17 protein-coding genes are annotated in these 19,420 nt (G+C 71.8%); 13 read left to right on the forward strand and 4 right to left on the reverse strand.

The window, feature by feature from the left end; all coding sequences use genetic code 11:
- Positions 1 to 22: 22 nt before the first annotated feature.
- Genes HYQ63_RS37465 through HYQ63_RS37475 form a run of 3 tightly spaced genes read right to left on the reverse strand, consistent with a single transcriptional unit; the run spans position 23 to position 3,200 of the window.
- A complete protein-coding gene (locus HYQ63_RS37465) occupies positions 23 to 964 on the reverse strand; it encodes a carbohydrate ABC transporter permease (RefSeq protein WP_179938127.1) in 942 nt (313 codons plus the stop codon).
- Positions 961 to 1,809: a carbohydrate ABC transporter permease gene (locus tag HYQ63_RS37470; RefSeq protein WP_179938128.1), complete on the reverse strand. Its 849-nt coding sequence runs from the start codon at positions 1,807 to 1,809 to the stop codon at positions 961 to 963. The genes HYQ63_RS37465 and HYQ63_RS37470 overlap by 4 nt, the downstream gene beginning before the upstream one ends.
- Complete coding sequence (locus HYQ63_RS37475) at positions 1,806 to 3,200, reverse strand: ABC transporter substrate-binding protein (RefSeq protein ID WP_179938129.1); 1,395 nt, start codon at positions 3,198 to 3,200, stop codon at positions 1,806 to 1,808. Before HYQ63_RS37475 ends, HYQ63_RS37470 begins: the two co-directional genes overlap by 4 nt.
- 218 nt (positions 3,201 to 3,418) lie before the next feature.
- Here HYQ63_RS37475 and HYQ63_RS37480 point away from each other — a divergent pair, with 218 nt between their 5' ends.
- The 13 genes from HYQ63_RS37480 to HYQ63_RS37540 all read left to right on the forward strand — a co-directional run bounded on the left by HYQ63_RS37480 (position 3,419) and on the right by HYQ63_RS37540 (position 18,918).
- Positions 3,419 to 3,775: a (2Fe-2S) ferredoxin domain-containing protein gene (locus HYQ63_RS37480; protein WP_179940929.1), complete on the forward strand. Its 357-nt coding sequence runs from the start codon at positions 3,419 to 3,421 to the stop codon at positions 3,773 to 3,775.
- A 219-nt stretch (positions 3,776 to 3,994) separates the two neighbouring features.
- On the forward strand, positions 3,995 to 6,130 hold the full coding sequence (locus HYQ63_RS37485; protein WP_179938130.1) for a glycoside hydrolase family 127 protein: 2,136 nt from the start codon (positions 3,995 to 3,997) through the stop codon (positions 6,128 to 6,130).
- 124 nt (positions 6,131 to 6,254) lie between these two features.
- On the forward strand, positions 6,255 to 7,514 hold the full coding sequence (locus tag HYQ63_RS37490) for an SGNH/GDSL hydrolase family protein (protein WP_179938131.1): 1,260 nt from the start codon (positions 6,255 to 6,257) through the stop codon (positions 7,512 to 7,514).
- A 183-nt stretch (positions 7,515 to 7,697) separates the two neighbouring features.
- Positions 7,698 to 9,407 (forward strand): ABC transporter substrate-binding protein, encoded by a 1,710-nt coding sequence (locus tag HYQ63_RS37495; RefSeq protein ID WP_257232396.1) that lies wholly within the window; start codon positions 7,698 to 7,700, stop codon positions 9,405 to 9,407.
- Entirely contained in the window at positions 9,407 to 10,369 is a 963-nt protein-coding gene (locus HYQ63_RS37500) for an ABC transporter permease (protein ID WP_179938132.1), read from the forward strand. Before HYQ63_RS37495 ends, HYQ63_RS37500 begins: the two co-directional genes overlap by 1 nt.
- Positions 10,369 to 11,358 (forward strand): ABC transporter permease, encoded by a 990-nt coding sequence (locus HYQ63_RS37505; RefSeq protein WP_179938133.1) that lies wholly within the window; start codon positions 10,369 to 10,371, stop codon positions 11,356 to 11,358. Before HYQ63_RS37500 ends, HYQ63_RS37505 begins: the two co-directional genes overlap by 1 nt.
- The gene (locus HYQ63_RS37510; protein WP_179938134.1) at positions 11,355 to 12,170 is read left to right on the forward strand and encodes an ABC transporter ATP-binding protein; all 816 of its coding nucleotides are present in this window, start codon (positions 11,355 to 11,357) and stop codon (positions 12,168 to 12,170) included. The genes HYQ63_RS37505 and HYQ63_RS37510 overlap by 4 nt, the downstream gene beginning before the upstream one ends.
- Positions 12,167 to 13,078, forward strand: coding sequence for an ATP-binding cassette domain-containing protein (locus HYQ63_RS37515; RefSeq protein WP_306664867.1), 912 nt, complete (start codon positions 12,167 to 12,169; stop codon positions 13,076 to 13,078). The genes HYQ63_RS37510 and HYQ63_RS37515 overlap by 4 nt, the downstream gene beginning before the upstream one ends.
- Positions 13,071 to 14,519 carry an aminopeptidase P family protein gene (locus HYQ63_RS37520; protein ID WP_179938135.1) on the forward strand — a complete coding sequence of 483 codons (1,449 nt, stop codon included), beginning with the start codon at positions 13,071 to 13,073 and terminating at the stop codon, positions 14,517 to 14,519. The genes HYQ63_RS37515 and HYQ63_RS37520 overlap by 8 nt, the downstream gene beginning before the upstream one ends.
- Before the next feature lie 23 nt (positions 14,520 to 14,542).
- Positions 14,543 to 15,259 carry a GntR family transcriptional regulator gene (locus tag HYQ63_RS37525; RefSeq protein ID WP_179938136.1) on the forward strand — a complete coding sequence of 239 codons (717 nt, stop codon included), beginning with the start codon at positions 14,543 to 14,545 and terminating at the stop codon, positions 15,257 to 15,259.
- Between the two features lie 62 nt (positions 15,260 to 15,321).
- Positions 15,322 to 16,329 carry an ADP-ribosylglycohydrolase family protein gene (locus tag HYQ63_RS37530; protein ID WP_179938137.1) on the forward strand — a complete coding sequence of 336 codons (1,008 nt, stop codon included), beginning with the start codon at positions 15,322 to 15,324 and terminating at the stop codon, positions 16,327 to 16,329.
- Positions 16,330 to 16,414: 85 nt separating this feature from the next.
- On the forward strand, positions 16,415 to 17,914 hold the full coding sequence (locus HYQ63_RS37535; RefSeq protein ID WP_179938138.1) for a cytosine permease: 1,500 nt from the start codon (positions 16,415 to 16,417) through the stop codon (positions 17,912 to 17,914).
- Positions 17,911 to 18,918: a PfkB family carbohydrate kinase gene (locus HYQ63_RS37540; RefSeq protein ID WP_179938139.1), complete on the forward strand. Its 1,008-nt coding sequence runs from the start codon at positions 17,911 to 17,913 to the stop codon at positions 18,916 to 18,918. The genes HYQ63_RS37535 and HYQ63_RS37540 overlap by 4 nt, the downstream gene beginning before the upstream one ends.
- Here HYQ63_RS37540 and HYQ63_RS37545 read toward each other — a convergent pair.
- Positions 18,874 to 19,407: a DUF2165 domain-containing protein gene (locus HYQ63_RS37545; RefSeq protein ID WP_179940932.1), complete on the reverse strand. Its 534-nt coding sequence runs from the start codon at positions 19,405 to 19,407 to the stop codon at positions 18,874 to 18,876. The genes HYQ63_RS37540 and HYQ63_RS37545 overlap by 45 nt on opposite strands.
- Between the last annotated feature and the right edge of the window lie 13 nt (positions 19,408 to 19,420).

The following is a 19,420-nucleotide window of genomic DNA, read 5'->3' on the forward strand; positions in this document are numbered from 1 at the left end:
TTCGAGGGTTCCTGGGGAGTGCTCAGCCCGTCGCGTCCTCGCTCGCCCGGTACGCGCGCAAGTACAGCCGCGCGCCCGCGACCAGGAGGATCGCCACGCACACCGCGAGCGCGGAGGCGAGGCCGAGGTCCTGGTCGGCGAAGGCCAGCTTCCTGATCTCCAGCGGGACGGTCGTCGAGGTGTCCATCGGGCCGCCGCCGGAGAGCAGATAGGGCAGGTCGAAGTCGTACGCCGTCCAGATCGTGCGCATCAGCATGGCGACGATCAGCGCGGGCGCGATCCACGGCAGCGTCACGTACCGGAAGACGCCGAACCGCCCGGCGCCGTCCAGCGCCGCCGCCTCGCGCAGCTCGCCCGGCAGGGTCTGGAGGCGGGCGAGGACGACGATGACGATGAACGGCACGTACTTCCAGCAGTTCACGGCGACCAGCGCGAACATCACGGTGGCCGGGTCGGCGAAGGGGTTCACCAGGGTGTCGCTCAGTCCGAGCGTCCGCAGCAGATATCCGGCCATGCCCGAGGTGTCGTTGAACGCGAAGCGGAACACCATCGCGGCGACCACGGCGGGCACGACGTACGGGAAGAGCACGAGCCCGCGGGCCAGGGTCTGGCCGCGCAGCCCGGCGTTGAGGAGCAGCGCGACGGCCACCCCGGCGGCGGCCTGGACCACCATGTTCCCCGCGACCCACAGCACACTGCGCCCGAACGCGCCGCGCACCGCCGGGTCCTCCCACAGGCGTCGGTAGTTGTCGAGGCCGAGGAAGGTGTGTTCGCGGGTGAGGAAGTCGACGTGGAAGAAGCTGTCGAAGACCGAGGCGAGGAAGGGGTAGACGGCGAAGACGAGCAGCAGCAGGAGCGCGGGCACCAGCATGAGGGTGCCGAGCGCGCGGTCGGACAGGCCCCGGCGCCGGGCCCGCTCGCGTGGCCCCGCGGCCGTGCGGGGCGTAGGGGATACGGCAGTCACTTCACGGCCCCCTGTCCGATGCCGCCGACGAGGAACTTCTGCACGATCACGAACAGCACCAGCACGGGTGCCACCACGATCAGCGCGGCGGCCATCAGCACGCCCCACGAGTAGACGCTCGTCTGGTCCATGAGCAGCGAGAGCCCGGGACTCAGCGTCAGCTTGTCCGGCTCCGCCATGAGCGTGGAGGCGAAGAGGTATTCGCTCCAGGCCGCGTTGAAGGCGAACACGGCGGTCGCGATGAGCCCCGGCACCGACTGCGGCAGCACCACCCGGACGAACGCGCCGAAGCGGGTGCAGCCGTCGACCATCGCCGCGTCCTCCAGCTCGACGGTGAGCCCGTGGAAGTACGAGCGCAGGGTCCACAGCGCGAACGGCAGCAGCGTGGCCGTGTAGATCACGACCAGCGCGCCGAGGTTGTTGGCGAGCCCGAACCGCGCCACCAGCTGCGAGACCGGCACCAGCACCAGGATCGGCGGCACCAGATACGCGAACAGCGACAGCTCCCCGATCCACCGCAGCCCCGGTATCCGGAACCGGACGAGCGCGTACGCGGCACAGGTGCCCAAGCCGACGACCAGCAGCGTCGAAACGGCCGCCACGAGCAGCGAGTTGGTGAGGTACGTGCCGAAGGACGAGATTTCGAAGAGGGTGCGGAAGTTGTCGAGCGTGAGCGTGTGCGGGAGGAACGTCGGGGGATAGGAGATGATCTCCTCGTCCGGTTTGACGGCCGTGAACAGGATCCACAGCAGCGGCAGATCGGCGATGAGCACGACGGCGGCCAGCGCCGCGTACTGGAGGGCACGCCCGAGGCGGAGCGGGCGTCCGTGGCGGAGCGTCTTCATGCCGCGGGCCTCCACTCCGGGTTGGCCGACTTCCAGTCGCGGGCCGCGAAGGCGAACTGGTCCACGGCCCGGCGCCACGCCTGCTCGGGGTCGTCGCCGCGCAGCAGGATCGACTGCACCATCGAGGCGTCGGCCGGGGGCGGTGCCCACGCCTTGCCCGCCCAGGGGCAGGGGTTGGAGAGCTTGCCGTCGTAACGCCCGTTCACGACCGAGCCCATGGCCATGTCGGGGCTCAGCGCGTGCGGCACGAGGTCGAGGATGGTGCGCACCCAGTCGCCGTGCTTCTTCAGGTAGGGGTCGTCCGAGACGTCGATCTCCTCGCGGAGCCGGGCGCCCACGGACTTCAGCGGCGGCACGAGGTGGCCGGGGACGGTGAGGGAGAACTTCAGCGCGTTCTCGCCGGTGGTCAGCTCCTTGAGGAACGCCCTGGCCGCGCGTCTGTGCCGGGTGTGCGCGAAGACGCTGTACTGGTTCTTGCCGCCGTACGCCAGCCGCCCGGTGCGGAACGGGCCCGCGGGGACCGGCAGGACGCCGGTGACCTCGGCGATCCGCGGGTTCTGCTCGGCGAGGTTGACGCCGAGCCTGCCCGCCATGGTGGCGAAGGCGGCCTTCCCGGAGATGTAGGTGTTCATCAGGTCCGGGTAGTTGGTGTTGTACGCGCCCTTGCGCGCGTACCGCATGATGGCGACGTGCCGCTTCACGGCGTCGAGCACCTCGTCCTTGCCGAACAGGACCTCGCCGTCCGGGCCGTAGTAGTCCCAGCCCGCCTGGTAGACGTACGGGGAGAGGAACTGGGTCGTCATCCCGGGGGTGTTGCCCGCGCCGGAGGAGATGCCGTCGATGCCGTCCCTGCCGTGCAGCTCGCGCACCGCGCCGAGGAACTGGCCGTAGGTGCGCGGCGGGTCGATGCCCGCGGTGTCGAGCAGGTCCTTGCGGTAGTAGAGGACGGAGGCGTTGGCCTGGAACGGCATCGCGTAGTCCTCGCCGCGGTGGACGATGCGGGTGCCGGGCAGGAAGTCGTCCTCGCCGATGTCCTCGATCATGCCGGTGAGGGGCAGCAGATAGCCCTTGACGGCCCAGTCGAGGATGTTCGCGGCCGGAGGCGCGAAGACGCCGATGTCGGTGCCGGTCTGCATGGCCGTCTGGAGGTACTGGAGCTGGTTCTCGTCCGAGTACAGCGTCATCTTCACGGTGACACCGGGGTGCCTGCGCTCGAACCTTTTGATCACGGAGCGGTAGAAGGCGAGCGATTTGGGGTCCGACTCGGTCGTGTAGAAGGGCACGACCGTGCCGCCGGACTCGGCGTCGGAGCACGCCGACAGCAGGGCGGCACCGGAGGAGGCAGCGGCCAGCGACAGCAGGCCGCGCCGCGACACGCGGGCGGGGGGCATGGTGGTCCAGGGGAGGGAGCGCGGCGGAAGAAGGGAGGTGCGGGAAGGGAACCGCTCAACATCCCGTGGTGGTGGACCTGCGAAGATCGAGGTACCGGCGCTTGGTGAGAAGCAGGGTCCGCACGGCCGCTCCCCCTCGGATACTTGTGCGCTACAGGTGGGCTTGAAGCTATGCGGTGGACTCGTCCGCTGTCAAAGGAAAGGTAAAAGTCATGCCGATGAACGCCGCCCCGGCGCCGTGTCGCCTGGTCGTGTGCCGGGACTGCTGCTGTGGCAGCCCCAAGATCACCCGCGTCGATCACACGGCCCAGGCCGAGCGGCTGCGCGAGGTGGCACCGGTGCGGATCTCCGACTGCCTCGACGTATGCGACCAGGCCAACGTGGTTGTCGTGCAGCCCTCCGCCGAGGGCCGTGCCGCCGGTGCGCGGCCGGTCTGGCTGGGGCTGGTCAACGACCCGGACGCGACCGAGGACATCGTCGCGTGGGTTCGCGCGGGAGGCCCCGGCGTCGCGCCGCGGCCGGAGATCCTGGACCTGTACGCGTTCGTCCCCCGTACGCGTCGTACGGATCCCTGAGGCGCGGGTCCCCGCCGGATCCCCGTGCGGCCGCGACACCGCGGCGCTCCACGCCACCGGCAGGAGGGTACGATTCCTCCCAGGGCTGACCAGTAAAGCCCTGAAGCCCTGGGATTCCTCAAAAGAACACGCTGAAACCCTTGCGGTTCGCTTCTGTCACAGCGTCATGCCCCGCCACATCCATCGCGCGTCACCTCGACCGACGATCGGAGTCCGAGCATGTCCCAGACCCCCTCCCGCCGCCACGCGCTGCGGCTCGCGGCCGGAGCCGCGGCCGCCGCCCCGTTCGCGTACGCGCTTCCGCAGGCCCACGCCGCCCCGGCCGCCAACGCCCCTGCCGACCCGGCCAGTTGGTCCGTACGCCCCTTCCCGCTGGGCCATGTGGCCCTCGGCGACGGTGTCTTCCGCCGCAAGCGCGATCTGATGCTCGACTACGCCCGGTCCTACCCGGCCGACCGCATCCTGGCCGTCTTCCGCGCCAACGCCGGGCTCGACACCCGCGGCGCCCGGCCGCCCGGCGGCTGGGAGACCTTTGATGGCAATCTGCGCGGCCACTACGGCGGCCACTTCCTCACCCTCATCGCCCAGACGTGTGCCGACACGGGGGAGACCGCGCTCAAGACCAAGCTCGACTACCTGGTCGGCGCGCTCGGCGAGTGTCAGCGGGCGCTGGCGGAGCACGGTTCGCCGAGACCCAGCCACCCCGGCTATCTGGCGGCGTACCCGGAGACCCAGTTCATCCTGCTGGAGAGCTACACCACGTATCCCACCATCTGGGCGCCGTACTACACCTGCCACAAGATCATGCGCGGTCTGCTCGACGCGCACACCCTGGCCGGGAACGAGCAGGCCCTTCAGATCGCCTCGCGCATGGGCGACTGGGTGCACAGTCGGCTCGGCCACCTGCCGAAGGCCCAGCTGGAGCGCATGTGGTCCATCTACATCGCGGGCGAGTACGGCGGGATGAACGAGGTGATGGCGGACCTGTACGCCCTCACCGGCCGCCCGGAACACCTCGCCGCCGCCCGCTGCTTCGACAACACCCCGCTGCTGGGCGCGTGCGCCGAGGACCGCGACACCCTGGACGGCAAACACGCCAACCAGCACATCCCCCAGTTCACCGGCTATCTGCGGCTGTTCGACCACACGGGGGAGACCGCGTACGCCACCGCGGCCCGCAACTTCTGGGGCATGGTCGCGGGCCCCCGGATGTACAGTCTGGGCGGCACGGGGCAGGGGGAAATGTTCCGGGCCCGGAACGCCATCGCGGCCACCCTGGACGGCAAGAACGCCGAGACCTGTGCGACGTACAACATGCTCAAGCTGAGCAGGCAGCTGTTCTTCCGCGAGCCGGACGCCACGTACATGGACTACTACGAGCGCGGCCTGACCAACCACATCCTCGCCTCCCGCCGCGACGCCCCGAGCACGACCAGCCCGGAGGTCACCTATTTCGTCGGGATGGGCCCGGGGGTGCGGCGCGAGTACGACAACACCGGCACCTGCTGCGGCGGCACGGGCATGGAGAACCACACCAAATACCAGGACTCGGTGTACTTCCGCTCCGCCGACGGCACCGCGCTGTACGTCAACCTCGCCCTCGCCTCGACGCTGCGGTGGCCGGAGCGGGGCTTCGTCATCGAGCAGACGGGCGACTACCCGGCCGAGGGTGTCCGTACCCTGACGTTCCGCGAGGGCAGCGGGCGGCTCGAGGTGAAACTCCGGGTTCCGGCCTGGGCCACGGGAGGCTTCACCGTCACGGTCAACGGGGTCCGGCAGCGCGGCAAGGCGGCGCCCGGCAGCTACCTCACCCTGAGCCGGGACTGGCGACGCGGGGACCGGATCCGGATCTCCGCCCCCTACCGCCTGCGCATCGAGCGGGCGCTGGACGACCCCACCGTCCAGTCGGTGTTCTACGGGCCGGTCCTGCTGGTCGCCCGGAGCGGGGAAACGGCGTTCCGCGCGTTCTCCTTCTACAAGGACTTCACGCTCCGCGGCGATCTCGCCGACGCGATCGCGCCCGGCGACCGGCCGATGCACTTCACCACGCACGGCCTGACCCTCGCACCGTTCCACCTCGCCGACGACGCCCCGTACCACGCCTACTTCAGGCGCGCGGAACCCGTCGTCGTGTTCGGCGCGACCGACTCCGGCGTACCGAACCGCGCCCGCGGCGACGACCTCACCTTCCTCGACGTGCTCTGGGGACAGGCCCCCTTCGCGACCTCCGGCCGCTTCGTCCGGGCGGTGCGCACCCTCGCCGACGCCTGGCTGTCCGAGGGGCTGTTCAGCCGCGTGGAGCGGGACGAGGTCGTCGCGGCCGCCGTCCGGGCGGAGCTCAGGGGCGGGGAATAGATCCGATGACATGAGCTGACGCCCGTCGAAAGTTTCGTAGTGCTGCGTCCTCTCTCGACAGGCAGGTCGGAATGCGCATCAATTCATCCGATCACTCCACTGTTGAGAGAGGGAACGCCCCATCATGCAGAGACCTGGCTTACCCGTCCGCGCCCTGGGCATCCTGGCCGCGACCGCCGCCGCCCTCGGCGTCGTCCTGGCCACCGGAACCGAGTCCTCCGCCGCCCAGGCCGCCGCCCGGTCCGCCGCCGCGCCCGCAATGCCTCCCGCCCCGCGCTCCTCCGTCGTCACTTGGGGCTCCAGCGCCTACCCGGCCGGAACCGCGACCCAGGACCTGACCTACCGGTTCGTCATCCACACCAGCGTCGGCGGCCGGGACCTGCGCATCCGGCTCTCCAACGCCTACGGCGACCAGCCGGTGACCTTCGGCCACGCCTACGCGGGCGTCCGCGCGTCCGGCGCGGCGGTCGTGCCCGGCAGCAACGGGCGGCTGACCTTCCGCGGCGCCTCGTCGGTGACCGTACCGGCGGGCGGCGTCGTGTACAGCGATCCGCTGCCCGGCCGGGTGCAGCAGCAGTCGGACCTCGCGATCAGCCTCTACGTACGCAGCGCGGGCACCCTCGCGACCGGCCACAAGGGGGCCCGCGCGACCCAGTACGTCGCACCGGCCGGTGACCACACCGCGGAGGAGGGCGCCGCCGCGTACACCCAGCAGATCACCTCCTGGTACTACCTGGACGCGGCCGTCGTGCGGCCGCGCCCGGGCACCGGCGCCGTCGTCGCCTTCGGCGACTCGATCACCGACGGCTCCGCCTCCTCCGCGGACACCAACCGCCGCTGGCCGGACTTCCTCGCCCGCCGCCTGCTCGCCGACCCCCGCTCCCGGCTCAAGGGCGTGGCCAACGAGGGAATCTCCGGCAACAAGATCCTCGCCGACGGCTCCGCCGAAAGCGCGCTGAAGCGGCTCGACCGGGATGTGCTCTCCCAGGCCGGAGTGCGCACCACGATCCTGCTGGAGGGCATCAACGACATCAAGGCCACGCCGGGCCCCACCGCCGATGAACTGATCGCGGGCTACCGGCAGATCATCGCCAGGTCCCATGCGCGCGGCGTCTGCGTGGTCGGGGCGACCGTCATGCCGTACGAGGGCTGGCGGGAGTACGAGGCCGTCGACGAGACGGTCCGACAGCAGGTCAACGCCTTCATCCGCACCAGCGGCGAGTTCGACGCGGTCGTGGACTTCGATCAGGCCGTACGGGACCCCGCGGCGCCCTCCCGGATGCTGCCCGCCTACGACAGCGGCGACCACCTCCACCCCAATGACACCGGTATGCGGGTGATGGGCGACGCCATCCCGCTCCGCGCCCTGCGCTGCGGCCGCTGACGCCTTCAGCCCTCTCCAGCCCCACCGCCACGGCCCCCGGCGCGCGCCGGGGGCTTCAACTCGACCCGGTACCGGGCATCTTGGCAACTCCCCGCCCGCCCCTTACCGTCACGAGCATCAGTGCAATGTCACACAGCGCCCTGTCGGTGGCCCAGCTCAGGCCCAGCCCCGAAAGAAGGCACAGTGAAAAGATCGCACTCTCTCCGGATCGCCACGCTGACCTCATCGCTGGCCCTGGCACTCACCGCCTGCTCCGGCGGCGGCCCGCAGGGCGCCTCGTCCGCGGCAGGACCCGGCGGCAAGGCGGCCAAGGGCGGCACCGTGCGCGTCCTGACCAGCGTGGCGTTCTCCCACCTCGACCCGGCCCGCGGCTTCGACGGCGGCGTGAACAACTTCTACCGCCTCATCTACCGCACCCTGACGACCCAGGGAGCGGCGCCCGGCAAGGGCGGTACGACGATCCGGCCCGACCTCGCCACCGACACCGGCACCCCCTCCGACGGCGGCAAGACGTGGACGTTCACCTTGAAGAAGGGGCTCCGCTTCCAGAACGGCGACCCCATCACCAGCGCCGACGTGAAGTTCGGCGTCTCGCGGGCCTGGGACCCCGAGATCGGCATCGGCTCCCCGTACGCCAAGCAGCTCATCGACGCCCCGGACGGCTACCAGGGCCCGTACGCCTCCGGCGACCTGCCCACGATCAAGACCCCGGACGCGCGGACGATCGTCTTCCAGCTGAAGAAGCCCTACGCGGACTTCGGCAGCGTCGTGGCCCAGCCCACGTTCGTCCCCTTCCCCAAGGGCACCGGCGGCAAGGGGCAGTTCGACCGTGAGCCCATCGCCTCCGGCCCGTACCAGGTCGCCTCGTACAAGCGCGGCGCCTCGCTGACGCTGGACCGCAACGAGCACTGGGACCCCGGCACGGACACCGTCCGCAAGGCCCTGCCCGACCACTTCGCCTGGACCTTCGGCCTGGACGGCGCCACGATCGACGAGCGCATGATCGCGGGTCAGGGCGACGACGCGAGCGCCATCGCGGGCGGGTCCGGCATCCAGCCCGCCACCGTCGCCCGGATCCAGACGCCCGCGCTGCGGGGGCGCACCCTGACCGGACTCACCGGCTGCACCACCTACCTGGGCCTGAACACCACCAAGAAGCCCCTCGACCGGGTCGCGGTGCGCCGGGCCATCGCCTACGCCGTGAACAAGGCGACCCAGGTCGACGCGGTCGGCGGCACGGCGAAGGCGCAGCAGGCCACGTCCCTTCAGCCGCCGACCGTCGTCGGCCGGAAGGCTTACGACCCGTACCCCAGCGAGGGCGGCAAGGGCGACCTCGCGGCCGCGCGGCGGCTGCTCGGCGAGGCGGGAGCCCTGGGCGGCTTCACCCTCACCCTCGACATCCGCTCCCAGCCGTCCATGCAGGCCCAGGGCGTGGCGATCCAGCAGGCGCTGGCCCCGCTGAAGATCAAGGTCAAGCTCAACACCATCGACACCGCCACCTATTACGAGGCCATCGGCACCCCCTCCCAGCAGCACGACGCGGCGATCACCGGCTGGTGCCCGGACTGGCCGTCCGGCGCCACCTTCCTGCCGCCGCTGTTCGACGGCCGGAACATCACCGCCAAGGGCAACTCCAACCTGGCGCAGCTGGACGACAAGGAGGTCAACGACCGGATCGACGAGATCGCCGCCATGAAGGACGTGGACGAGCAGAACGCCGCCTACGGCGAGCTGGACGAGCAGATCATGAAGCTCGCCCCCGTCGTGCCCCTGATGTACGAGAAGTACGTCGGCGTCGTCGGCAGCAACATCGCGGGCGCGTACCTCCACGCGGGCTTCTCCGGCGGCATCGACCTCGTCTCCGTCGGCCTCGCGGACCCGGACCGCTCCTGATGAGCGTCGTCGGCACACCGCTCCCGGACGCCGAGGCCCAGGGCCTGGCCACGAGCCCGGCGGCACCGCTGACCTCGGGCCGCCGCATCGCCGGCGCGCTGCGGCGCGACCGCGCCGCGGTGGCCGCAGCCGTGTTCCTCGGGCTGCTCTGCCTGATGGCGCTGTGCGCACCGCTGATCACCGCGCTCACCGGCTGGGGCCCGTACGCCTTCGACTCCTCCGCCGTCGACACCGGCCTCGGCGGCGTGCCCCGGGGCTCGTTCGGGGGCATCGGCTCCGAGCACCTCTTCGGCGTGGAACCGCAGAACGGCCGGGACATCCTCGCCCGCATCGTCCACGGCGCCCGCGTGTCCCTCCTGATCGCGCTGTCCTGCACCCTGCTCACCGGGGTGCTCGGCGTCGTCCTCGGCATGCTCGCCGGGTTCTACCGGGGGTGGGTGGATCAGGCGATCTCCCGGCTCATGGACTTCCTCATGGCGTTCCCCGCGCTGATCTTCATGATCGCGATCCTGTCCTCCCTGCCGACGGGGAACCGGGCGGTGCTGCTGGTGGTCGTCATCAGCGGCTTCGGCTGGCCGTATCTCGCCCGCGTCGTCCGGGGCCAGACGATGGCGCTGGCGAGCCGGGAGTTCGTCGAGGCGGCCAGGGCGTCGGGGGCCCGCGACCGCGACCTGGTGTTCCGCGAGATCCTGCCCAATCTGCGCGGCCCGATCACCGTCATGGCCACGCTCGCCGTGCCCGGCTACATCGGCACCGAGGCCGGTCTGTCCTTCCTCGGCGTCGGCATCACCCCGCCCACCCCGTCGTGGGGTCAGATGATCGCGAACTCGGTGAGCTGGTACCAGGTCGACCCGATGTACTTCGTGATCCCGGGCACCTTCCTCTTCCTCACCGTGCTGTCGCTGACCGTGCTGGGGGACCGGCTGCGGCACGCCATCGACGAGGGGGAGGCCGCCGCCTGATGACCCGCTACCTCCTCGGACGGCTCGCCGGTGTCGTCCTCATCCTCTTCGCCGTCTGCCTGTTCACCTACCTCATCTTCTTCCAGCTCTCGCCCGATCCCGCGGTGATGATCTGCGGCAAGACCTGCACCGAGGAGCGGATCGGCGCCATTCGCGAGGCGCTGGGCCTCGACCAGCCCTTCCTCAGCCAGTTCGGGGCGTTCCTCGGCGGGATCTTCGCCGGGCGCGACTACGGTTCGGGCGCCACGCTCGTCCACTGCCCGGCGCCGTGCCTCGGCTACAGCTTCCAGACCGACGAATCGGTCTGGTCCATGATCACCGCACGGCTGCCGGTCAGCGCCACCCTGGCCGTCGGCGCCGCGGTGCTGTGGCTGCTCGTCGGGGTGGCCGCCGGGCTGCTCAGCGCCGTCCGGCAGGGGAGCTGGTGGGACCGCGGGGCGATGGCCCTGGCCCTCGGCGGCATCAGCGTCCCCAACTATGTGCTGGCCCTGGTCCTTCAGTACGTGCTCGTCGTCAGGCTCGAATGGCTGCCGTTCCCCTCGGACGTCGCCTTCTCGGACGATCCGGCGCGGTGGTTCCAGGCGTATCTGATGCCGTGGATGGTGCTCGCGGCCGGATACGCCTGCCTGTACGCGAGGCTGACGCGGACTCAGGTGATCGAGACGCTGTCGGAGAACTTTCTGCGCACCGCCAGGGCCAAGGGGCTCAGCCGGCCCCTCGTCCTGCGCCGCCATGCGCTGCGGCCCGCGCTCACCCCCGTCACCACCCTCTTCGGGATGGACTTCGCGGGGCTGCTCGGCGGGGCCCTCATCACCGAGACCGTCTTCGGCCTCGGCGGCATCGGGAAGCTGGCCGCCGACTCCATCGCGAAGAACGACCAGCCGGTGATCATGGCGGTCACGCTGCTGGCGGCCTTCTTCGTGGTCGTCGGCAACGTGGTCGTGGACCTCGTCTACACCGCCCTGGACCCGAGAGTGAGGATCCGATGAGTGCACGGCCGGGGCTCCTCGTCGTGGAAGACCTCACCGTCACCCTGCCCACCACCCGCGGCCCCGTCGACGTCGTCAAGGGTGTGTCCTTCACCGTCGACAGGGACGACACCCTCGGCATCGTCGGGGAGTCGGGCTCCGGCAAGTCCATGACCAGCCTCGCCATCATGGGGCTGCTGCCGCGCGGCGCGACGGCCACCGGCAGCGTCCGCCTCGACGGCGAGGAACTGCTCGGCCGCTCCGACCGCGAGCTGCGCCGGATCCGGGGCGACGGGATCTCCATGGTGTTCCAGGACCCGCTGTCCTCGCTCAACCCCTATTACACGGTGGGCCTCCAGATCGAGGAGGCCTACCGGGCCCACCGCGGCGGCTCGCGGAAGGCCGCCCGGGCCGTGGCCGTCGAGGCGCTGACACAGGTGGGCATCGCCGACGCCGAGCGGCGCGCGGGCCACTACCCGCACCAGTTCTCCGGCGGGCAGCGCCAGCGCGTCATGATCGCCATGGCGCTGGTCTGCTCCCCGTCCCTGCTGATCGCGGACGAGCCGACGACCGCGCTCGACGTCACCGTCCAGGCGCAGATCCTGCGGCTGCTCGCCGGGCTCCAGGAGCGGACCGGCACCGGGATGGTCCTCATCACCCACGATCTGGCCGTCGTCAGCTCCCTCGCGCGGCGGATCCTGGTGATGCGCGAAGGCGACCCGGTCGAGTACGGGGAGGCCGAGCGGATCTTCTCCGACCCGCACCATCCGTACACGCGGGCGCTGCTGGAGAGCGTGCCGCGCATCGACGACGACACGGAGGTCCCGCTGTGAGCGCGTCCCCCGGCGAACCACTGCTGCACGCACGGGAGTTGACCAAGACGTTCACCGGCCGCGGCCCCGGCGGAGTGCTCGGCCGGAGGGTCGCGTTCACCGCCGTCGACCGGGTCAGCTTCGACATCCGCGCGGGGGAGACCCTCGCCGTCGTCGGAGAGTCCGGCAGCGGGAAGTCCACCACCGCCCGGATGGCCGCCAAGCTGATGGAACCGACGGGCGGCAGCCTGGAGTTCGCGGGTGAGGACGTCACCCGGGCCAGGGGGCCCGCGCTCGCCCGGTTCCGGAAGGACGTCCAGGTCGTCTTCCAGGACCCGTACTCCTCCCTCAACCCACGGCACACCGTGGAACGCATCCTCATGGCGCCGCTGGACTACCAGGGCATCGCCCCCAAGGGCGGCAGGCGCGCCCTCACCAAGGAGCTGATGGAGCGGGTCGGGCTGGACCCCGACCACTCCGGGCGCTACCCCGCCCAGTTCTCGGGCGGGCAGGCCCAGCGCATCGGCATCGCCCGGGCGCTCGCCGTGGGCCCGCGGCTCGTCATCTGCGACGAGGCCGTCTCCGCCCTCGACGTATCGGTCCGGGCCCAGGTGCTCGACCTGCTGCGGCGGCTCCAGCGCGAGAGCGGCTTCGCATACCTCTTCATCGCCCACGACCTCGCCGTGGTGCGCCGCATCGCCCACCGGGTGGCGGTCATGAGCGAGGGACGCATCGTGGAGGCGGGCCCGTGCGAACGGGTCTTCGCCGACCCCCGGGCCCCGTACACCCGCACCCTGCTGGCCGCGATCCCGCGCATCAATCCCGCCTGGGACCGCGCCCGCCGCGCCCGCCGCCCACGGGCCGACGCGGGGCGGCCGGGCAACGACCGAGCGAGCGACCAGTCCTCAGGAGGCACCACCCATGACTGACCGGACCACCCCCGGCCGCTCCGGGCCCATCCCCACCGAACCGGACCCCCGCCTGCCCCGGCTGGCCGAACTCCCCGGCTTCGCCGCGTACATGGGCCAGGGCTGGGCCACCCCCGACCGCACCCCGCCCACCACTCCCGGCGCACCCGAGGCCGCCGCCGCACACCGCGCCCGGCTCGGCGCGCTGTTCCCCGGCCGGGCCGTCGTCGTGGCCGGTGGCGGCGCCCCCGTACGCAGCAACGACACCCGCTACGACTTCCGCCCGGACAGCAACTTCTCCTGGCTCACCGGCTGTACGGCCGAGGACGCCGTCCTCGTCCTGTGGCCCTCCGGCACCGGACACGACGCGACCCTGTACCTGCCGCCCCCGGCCCACCCCGGCGAGCCGGGTTTCTTCTCCGACGCCACGTACGGCGAGCTGTGGGTCGGCGCCGCCCCCGGCCCCGGCGACTGGGCGGACGCGCTCCAGATGGAGGTCCGCCCGTCCGGAGAGCTGGAGACCGCACTCACCGGACTCGCCGATCCCCTCACCACCGGCCCCCTCACCACCGGCCACCACAAGCACTCGGCCGAACTGGAACGCACCCTCGCCGAACTGCGCATGATCAAGGACGACTGGGAGATCGCCCGCCTCCGCGAGGCCGTCGACCGGACCGTGTCCGGATTCGCCGCCGTGGTCGCGGAGTTCCCCACCGCCCTCGAAGGCCCCGGCGAGCGCTGGCTGCAAGGCACCTTCGAACGCCACGCCCGCACCTACGGCAACGGCCCCGGCTACGCCACCATCGTCGGCAGCGGCGCCCACGCCCCCACCCTGCACTGGGTGCGGTGCGACGGCCCGGTACGCCCGGACGACGTGGTCCTGCTCGACATGGGCGTCGAGACCCGCGACCTCTACACCGCCGACATCACCCGCACCTTCCCCGCCTCCGGCCGCTTCTCCGCCGCGCAGACCCAGGTCCACGACCTGGTCGAGCGGGCCCACCGCGCGGCCCTCGCCCAGGTGCGCCCCGGGAAGCGCTTCACCGACTTCCACCACGCCGCCATGGAGGTCATCGCCCACGGACTCCACGACTGGGGCCTCCTCCCGGTCTCCGCCGACGAGGCCCTCTCCGACCGAGGCCAGCACCACCGCCGCTGGCTGGTCTGCGGCATCGGCCACCACCTCGGCCTCGACGTGCACGACTGCGCCCAGTCCTCGTACGACGCCTACCAGGGCGCCGAGATGGCCCCCGGCATGGTGCTCACCGTGGAACCCGGCCTGTACTTCCACGCCCACGACCTGACGGTCCCGCCGGAGCTGCGCGGCATCGGGATACGCATCGAGGACGACATCCTGGTGACTCCCGAAGGCTCCGAAGTGCTCTCGGCCGACCTGCCGCTGGACGCCGCGGGCCTGGAGCGCTGGATGAAGGAGTCCGCTCCGGACTCTGGACAGGACTGAACAGGTATGGCTAGCTTCTGGACATGACTGAACAGGTCCTCAAGCATCAGCGCATCGCCGGCGTCCTGGCGCGTGAGATCCACAGCGGCGCTCTGGAGCCGGGCAGCAGGCTGCCCGGTGAGCATGCGCTGACCAGGCGCTTCGCGGTGAGCCGGAACACCGTCCGGCAGGCGCTGGACGAGCTGAGCAAGCGGGGGCTGATCTCCACGCATGCGGGGGTCGGCTCGTTCGTCACCTTCGACGGCGGCCTGCTGGACAACCGGCTGGGCTGGACCAGGGCCCTGGCCGATCAGGGGGCCCGGGTCAGCACCGAGGTGCTGCGGCTGGAGGCGGTGCGCGATGCGGGGCTGGCCGGGGAGCTGGGGATCGAGGGCGCCGAGTTCCTGGCGCTGGACCGGCTGCGGATCCTGCCCGAGGGCACCCCCGTCTCGCTGGAGCGCAGCAGGGTCCCGTTGCTTCCGGCGCTCGCCGATGTGCCGCTGCGCGGACTGGTCGACGGCTCGCTGACCAAGACCCTGGCCGCGGCGGGGGTCCGTGCCACCCACGGCGACGAGTGGGCGTCCGTGGCCGGGCTGGACGCCGACGAGGCTGGCCTGCTGCGGCGCGCCGAGGGAGACCTGTTCCTGCGCACCCGCAGGGTCAGCCGCGGGTCCGACGGCCGCGTCGTCGAACGCGTCACCAGCCTGCTGGATCCCGCCCGCTTCCAGCTGCACCTGGGCTTCGGCGAACCGCCAAGCTGAACCGCCGCCCGCACCCGCCACCATCCCGCAGCGACCTCCCGCACCGACCACAGGAAGTCTTGATGAACCACCAGCACGACCGCGCACTCGGAGCCCTGTACGGCCTGGCGATGGGCGACGCCCTCGGCATGCCAACCCAGATCATGCCCCGGCGGTCGATCGTCGCCCGGTTCGGCGCCGTGACCGGGTTCGAACCGGGCCCCGCGGAGAATCCGGTGAGCGCGGGACTGCCCGCCGGGTCGGTCACCGACGACACCGATCAGGCCGTCATCGTGGGCCGCCTGCTGGTGGACGGCAACGGACACATCGACCTCCTGCGGCTGGCCCGGGAGCTGCTGGAGTGGGAGCGCGCCATGAAGGCCAAGGGCTCGTACGATCTGCTCGGCCCCTCCACCAAGGCCGCCCTGGAGGCCGTCTCGCGCGGCGTGCCGCCCGAGGAGGCGGGCCGGTCGGGGGCCACCAACGGCGCCGCCATGCGGATCACTCCGGTCGGCGTCGCCTTCCCCGACAAGCCGCTCGAATCCTTCGTCGACCACGTGGCGGCGGCCTGCCGGGTCACCCATGACACCACCCTCGGTATCGCCTCCGCCGCGGCCGTGGGCGCGGCGGTGAGCCGTGGCGTCGGCGGCGGCGGTCTCGAGGACGCCATCGCCGCGGGCATCACCGCCGCCGCGGCCGGTGCCGAGCGCGGCCACTGGGTGTACGGCGCCGCCATCGCGGCCCGTATCGAGTGGGCCGTGGAACTGGTCTGCGGCCTGCCCGAGGAACGGGCCCTGGACCGCATCAGCGACCTCGTGGGCACCAGCGTCGCCAGCCAGGAGTCGGTGCCCGCCGCCTTCGCCGTACTCGCCCTGGCCGACGGCGAACCGTGGCGCGCCTGCCTCCTGGCGGCGAACCTCGGCGGCGACTGCGACACCATCGGCGCCATCGCCGGCGCGATCGCCGGATCCCTCAGCGGCGCCTCGGCCCTCCCCGCCGACGCGCTCACCACCCTCCGTTCCGTCAACGGCCTCGACCTGGAGCCGCTGGCCACCTCCCTCCTCGCGCTGCGGGCCGCCGCAGCCGGGTGACCCACCTGCCGTATCCGCGCCACACGCCCGGTCCCCGGGGCGGCGCGGACGGCCCGCAGCCCCGCACAGAAAGACAGGTACGACCATGGCCGCTTCGCAGGACGACCGCGTCGGCGCGGTGGAGACGCGCGGCATCGAGCCGGTGCCCGACACCGAGCGCCACGGCCACCCCGGGCAGATGTTCTGGACGTGGTTCGCGGCGAACATCAGCATTCTGGGGCTGCCGCTCGGCGCCGCGCTCGTCAGCTTCCGCGGCCTGAACATCTGGCAGGCGGTCATCGTGGCCGTCATCGGCTCGTTCGGCTCGTTCGCCCTGGTGGGCGCGTTGAGCATCGCGGGCAAACGGGGTGGCGCGCCCGCCCTGACCCTCTCCCGCGCGGTGTTCGGGGTGCGCGGCAACGCGGGCCCCACCCTCATCACCTGGCTGAGCCGCCTCGGCTGGGAGACCATCAACACCACCACGGCGGCCTTCGCCCTGCTGGCCCTGCTCAACGTGGCGTTCGGCGTCCGTCAGAACGCCGTCCTCACCGTGGTCTGCCTGCTCGTCTTCATCGGCTGCACCCTGCTGATCAGCGGCCTCGGCCACGCCACCATCATGTGGATCAACAAGTGGGCCACCTACGCCTTCGGCGTGCTCAACCTCGTGGTCATCGCCTTCCTCGCGGCCACCGTGGCGTGGGACAAGGTCTTCCAGGCCCCGGCGGGCCCGGTGAGCGCGATGGTCGTGGGCACCGGGATGATCGCCGCCGGCACCGGTATCGGCTGGGCCAACGCGGGCGCGGACTACGCCCGTTACCTGCCCCGGCAGATCCCCGGCCGCAGGCTGGTGGCCGCCTCCGCGTTCGGCGCGGGCATCCCGCTGGTGGTGCTCATCTCGCTCGGCTCGCTGCTCGCGGCGGGGCAGCCGGACCTGGCCTCGGCCGCCGACCCGGTCTCGGCCATCAACGCGATGCTGCCGTCGTGGATGTCGATCCCGTATCTGATCGCGGCCTTCGGCGGGCTGCTGCTCTCCAACCACCTGTCGGTGTACTCCGCCGGGCTCACCATGATCACCCTGGGGATTCGGGTCCGGCGCACCGTGGCCGTCGGGCTGGACGTGGTCGTCACCTTCGCGGGCGGCATCTACTTCATCCTCATCGCCAAGGACTTCTACGGGCCCTTCATCACCTTCCTCACCCTCCTGGCCGTGCCGATCACCGCCTGGGTCGGGGTGTTCGCGGTCGACCTGATGCTCCGTCGGTCCTACGACCGCGCGGCGCTGATGGACGTGGGCCGCACCAGCCGCTACTGGTTCCGGGGCGGTGTCCGCTGGTCCGCGCTGACCGCGTGGGTGGTGGCCATCGTGGTGGGGTTGCTCTTCACCGAGGCCGCCACCAGCTCGACCGACGTATGGTTCGCCGGACCGCTGTCCGACACCTGGATCGGCACCAACGGCCTGGGGTGGGTCGTGACCCTCGCCCTCGCCGCGGGCGTCTACGCGCTGCTGCGGCGGCTGGGCGGCGCCACGACGCGTGCCGACGAGACGTCCGAGCCGCCCCTGCCCCCGCACACGCTGCCCGAGCCGACCGCACAGGAGCCCGCATGAGCGGCGCGGACAGCCGGCTGGTGCTGCTCGGCAACGCGATCGTCGACCTGGTGATGCGGGTCCCCGCGCCGCCCGAACGCGGTGGCGACGTGGTCGCCACGGACACCACCTTCGTCACCGGCGGCGGCTTCAACGTCCTCGCCGCCGCGCGCCGCCTCGGCCTGCCCGCCGTCTACGCCGGAGGCCATGGCTCGGGGCCGTTCGCGGACCGGGTGCGCGCCGACCTCGCGCGGGAAGGCATCGAGGTGCTGCTGCCCCCGCTGCCGGACACCGACACCGGCTTCTGCGTCGCCCTCGTCGACGACCACGGCGAGCGGACCTTCGCCACCAGCCTCGGTGCGGAGGCCCGGCTGACCGAGGCCGACGCGGCGGCGGTGCTCGCCGCGCTGCGGCCCGGCGATCTGGTGCAGATCTCCGGCTACGGGCTCGCCCACCCGGCGGGCGGCCCGGTCCTGGCCGGGCTCATCGCGCAACTGCCCCCGGACACCCGGGTGTTCCTCGACCCGGGGCCGCTGGTCTCCGACATTCCCGAAGACGTGCTGCGCGTGGCCCTCGCACGCTGCGACTGGATCAGCTGCAACCAGCGCGAGGGGCGGCTGATGACCGGGCTGGACGACGCCCCGCGGACCGCCGCCGCGCTCGCCGCCCGGCTGGGCCCGGACACCGGGGTGCTCGTCCGCGCCGACGCGGCCGGGTGCTGGCTCGTACCGCCCGGCGGCGAGGCCGTGCACGTCCCCGGCCGCCAGGTGACCGCGGTCGACAGCAACGGCGCGGGCGACGCCCACACCGGCGCGTTCCTGGCCCTCCTCGGCTGCGGACTGGATCCACTCGACGCCGTACGGGGCGCCAACGCCGCGGCCGCCTTCGCGGTCACCCGCCGCGGGCCCGCCACCGGGCCGACCCGCCGCGAGCTCCTCGGCTTCCTGGACGGCGACGCCTCCGCCGCCCCGGCACTGCGGTCAGTCCTCGGCGCGGGGCTCGGCCCGCCCGGCCCGCTCGGCTGAGGGCAGGTGCGTGAGCAGCAGGACGATCCCGGAGAGCAGGAAGACGCGCGTGGCGGCGTCCAGCCCGTTCCAGCTCTTCGACTGCCACATGGAGAACCACTCGCCGCCGATGGCGATGAACCCGGCACCGAACAGCAGCATCAGCATCAACAGGCCCACGGTGCCCGCCCGACGGGCACGGCGGATGCCCCTTCCGTCACCGCGCAGGCTCATGCCCCACAGGGCCGTCGCGGCGAGGAGGACCAGAGCGGCGAGGGTCTCCCAGACGATGATGGCGACGTAGGCGGCGTCCTGGAGCGCCGTCGACTCGATCGCCCGCCACATCAGGTCCTCGTCCTTGAACGTCGTGTCCATCGCCAGGACATGCCGCACGAACTGCTGGTTGGTGCCGAAGTCGGTGATGTTGCCGAACGCGACGAGCGCGATGTACAGCGCCATCGTTCCGGTGAGCACCGCCGACACGGCGGCGAGGGTGCGGGGCGAACGCAATCCGTCCGATCGC

The organism is Streptomyces sp. Rer75 (genome assembly GCF_013414305.1).
In the GTDB taxonomy this organism is placed as follows: Bacteria; Actinomycetota; Actinomycetes; order Streptomycetales; family Streptomycetaceae; genus Streptomyces; species Streptomyces himastatinicus.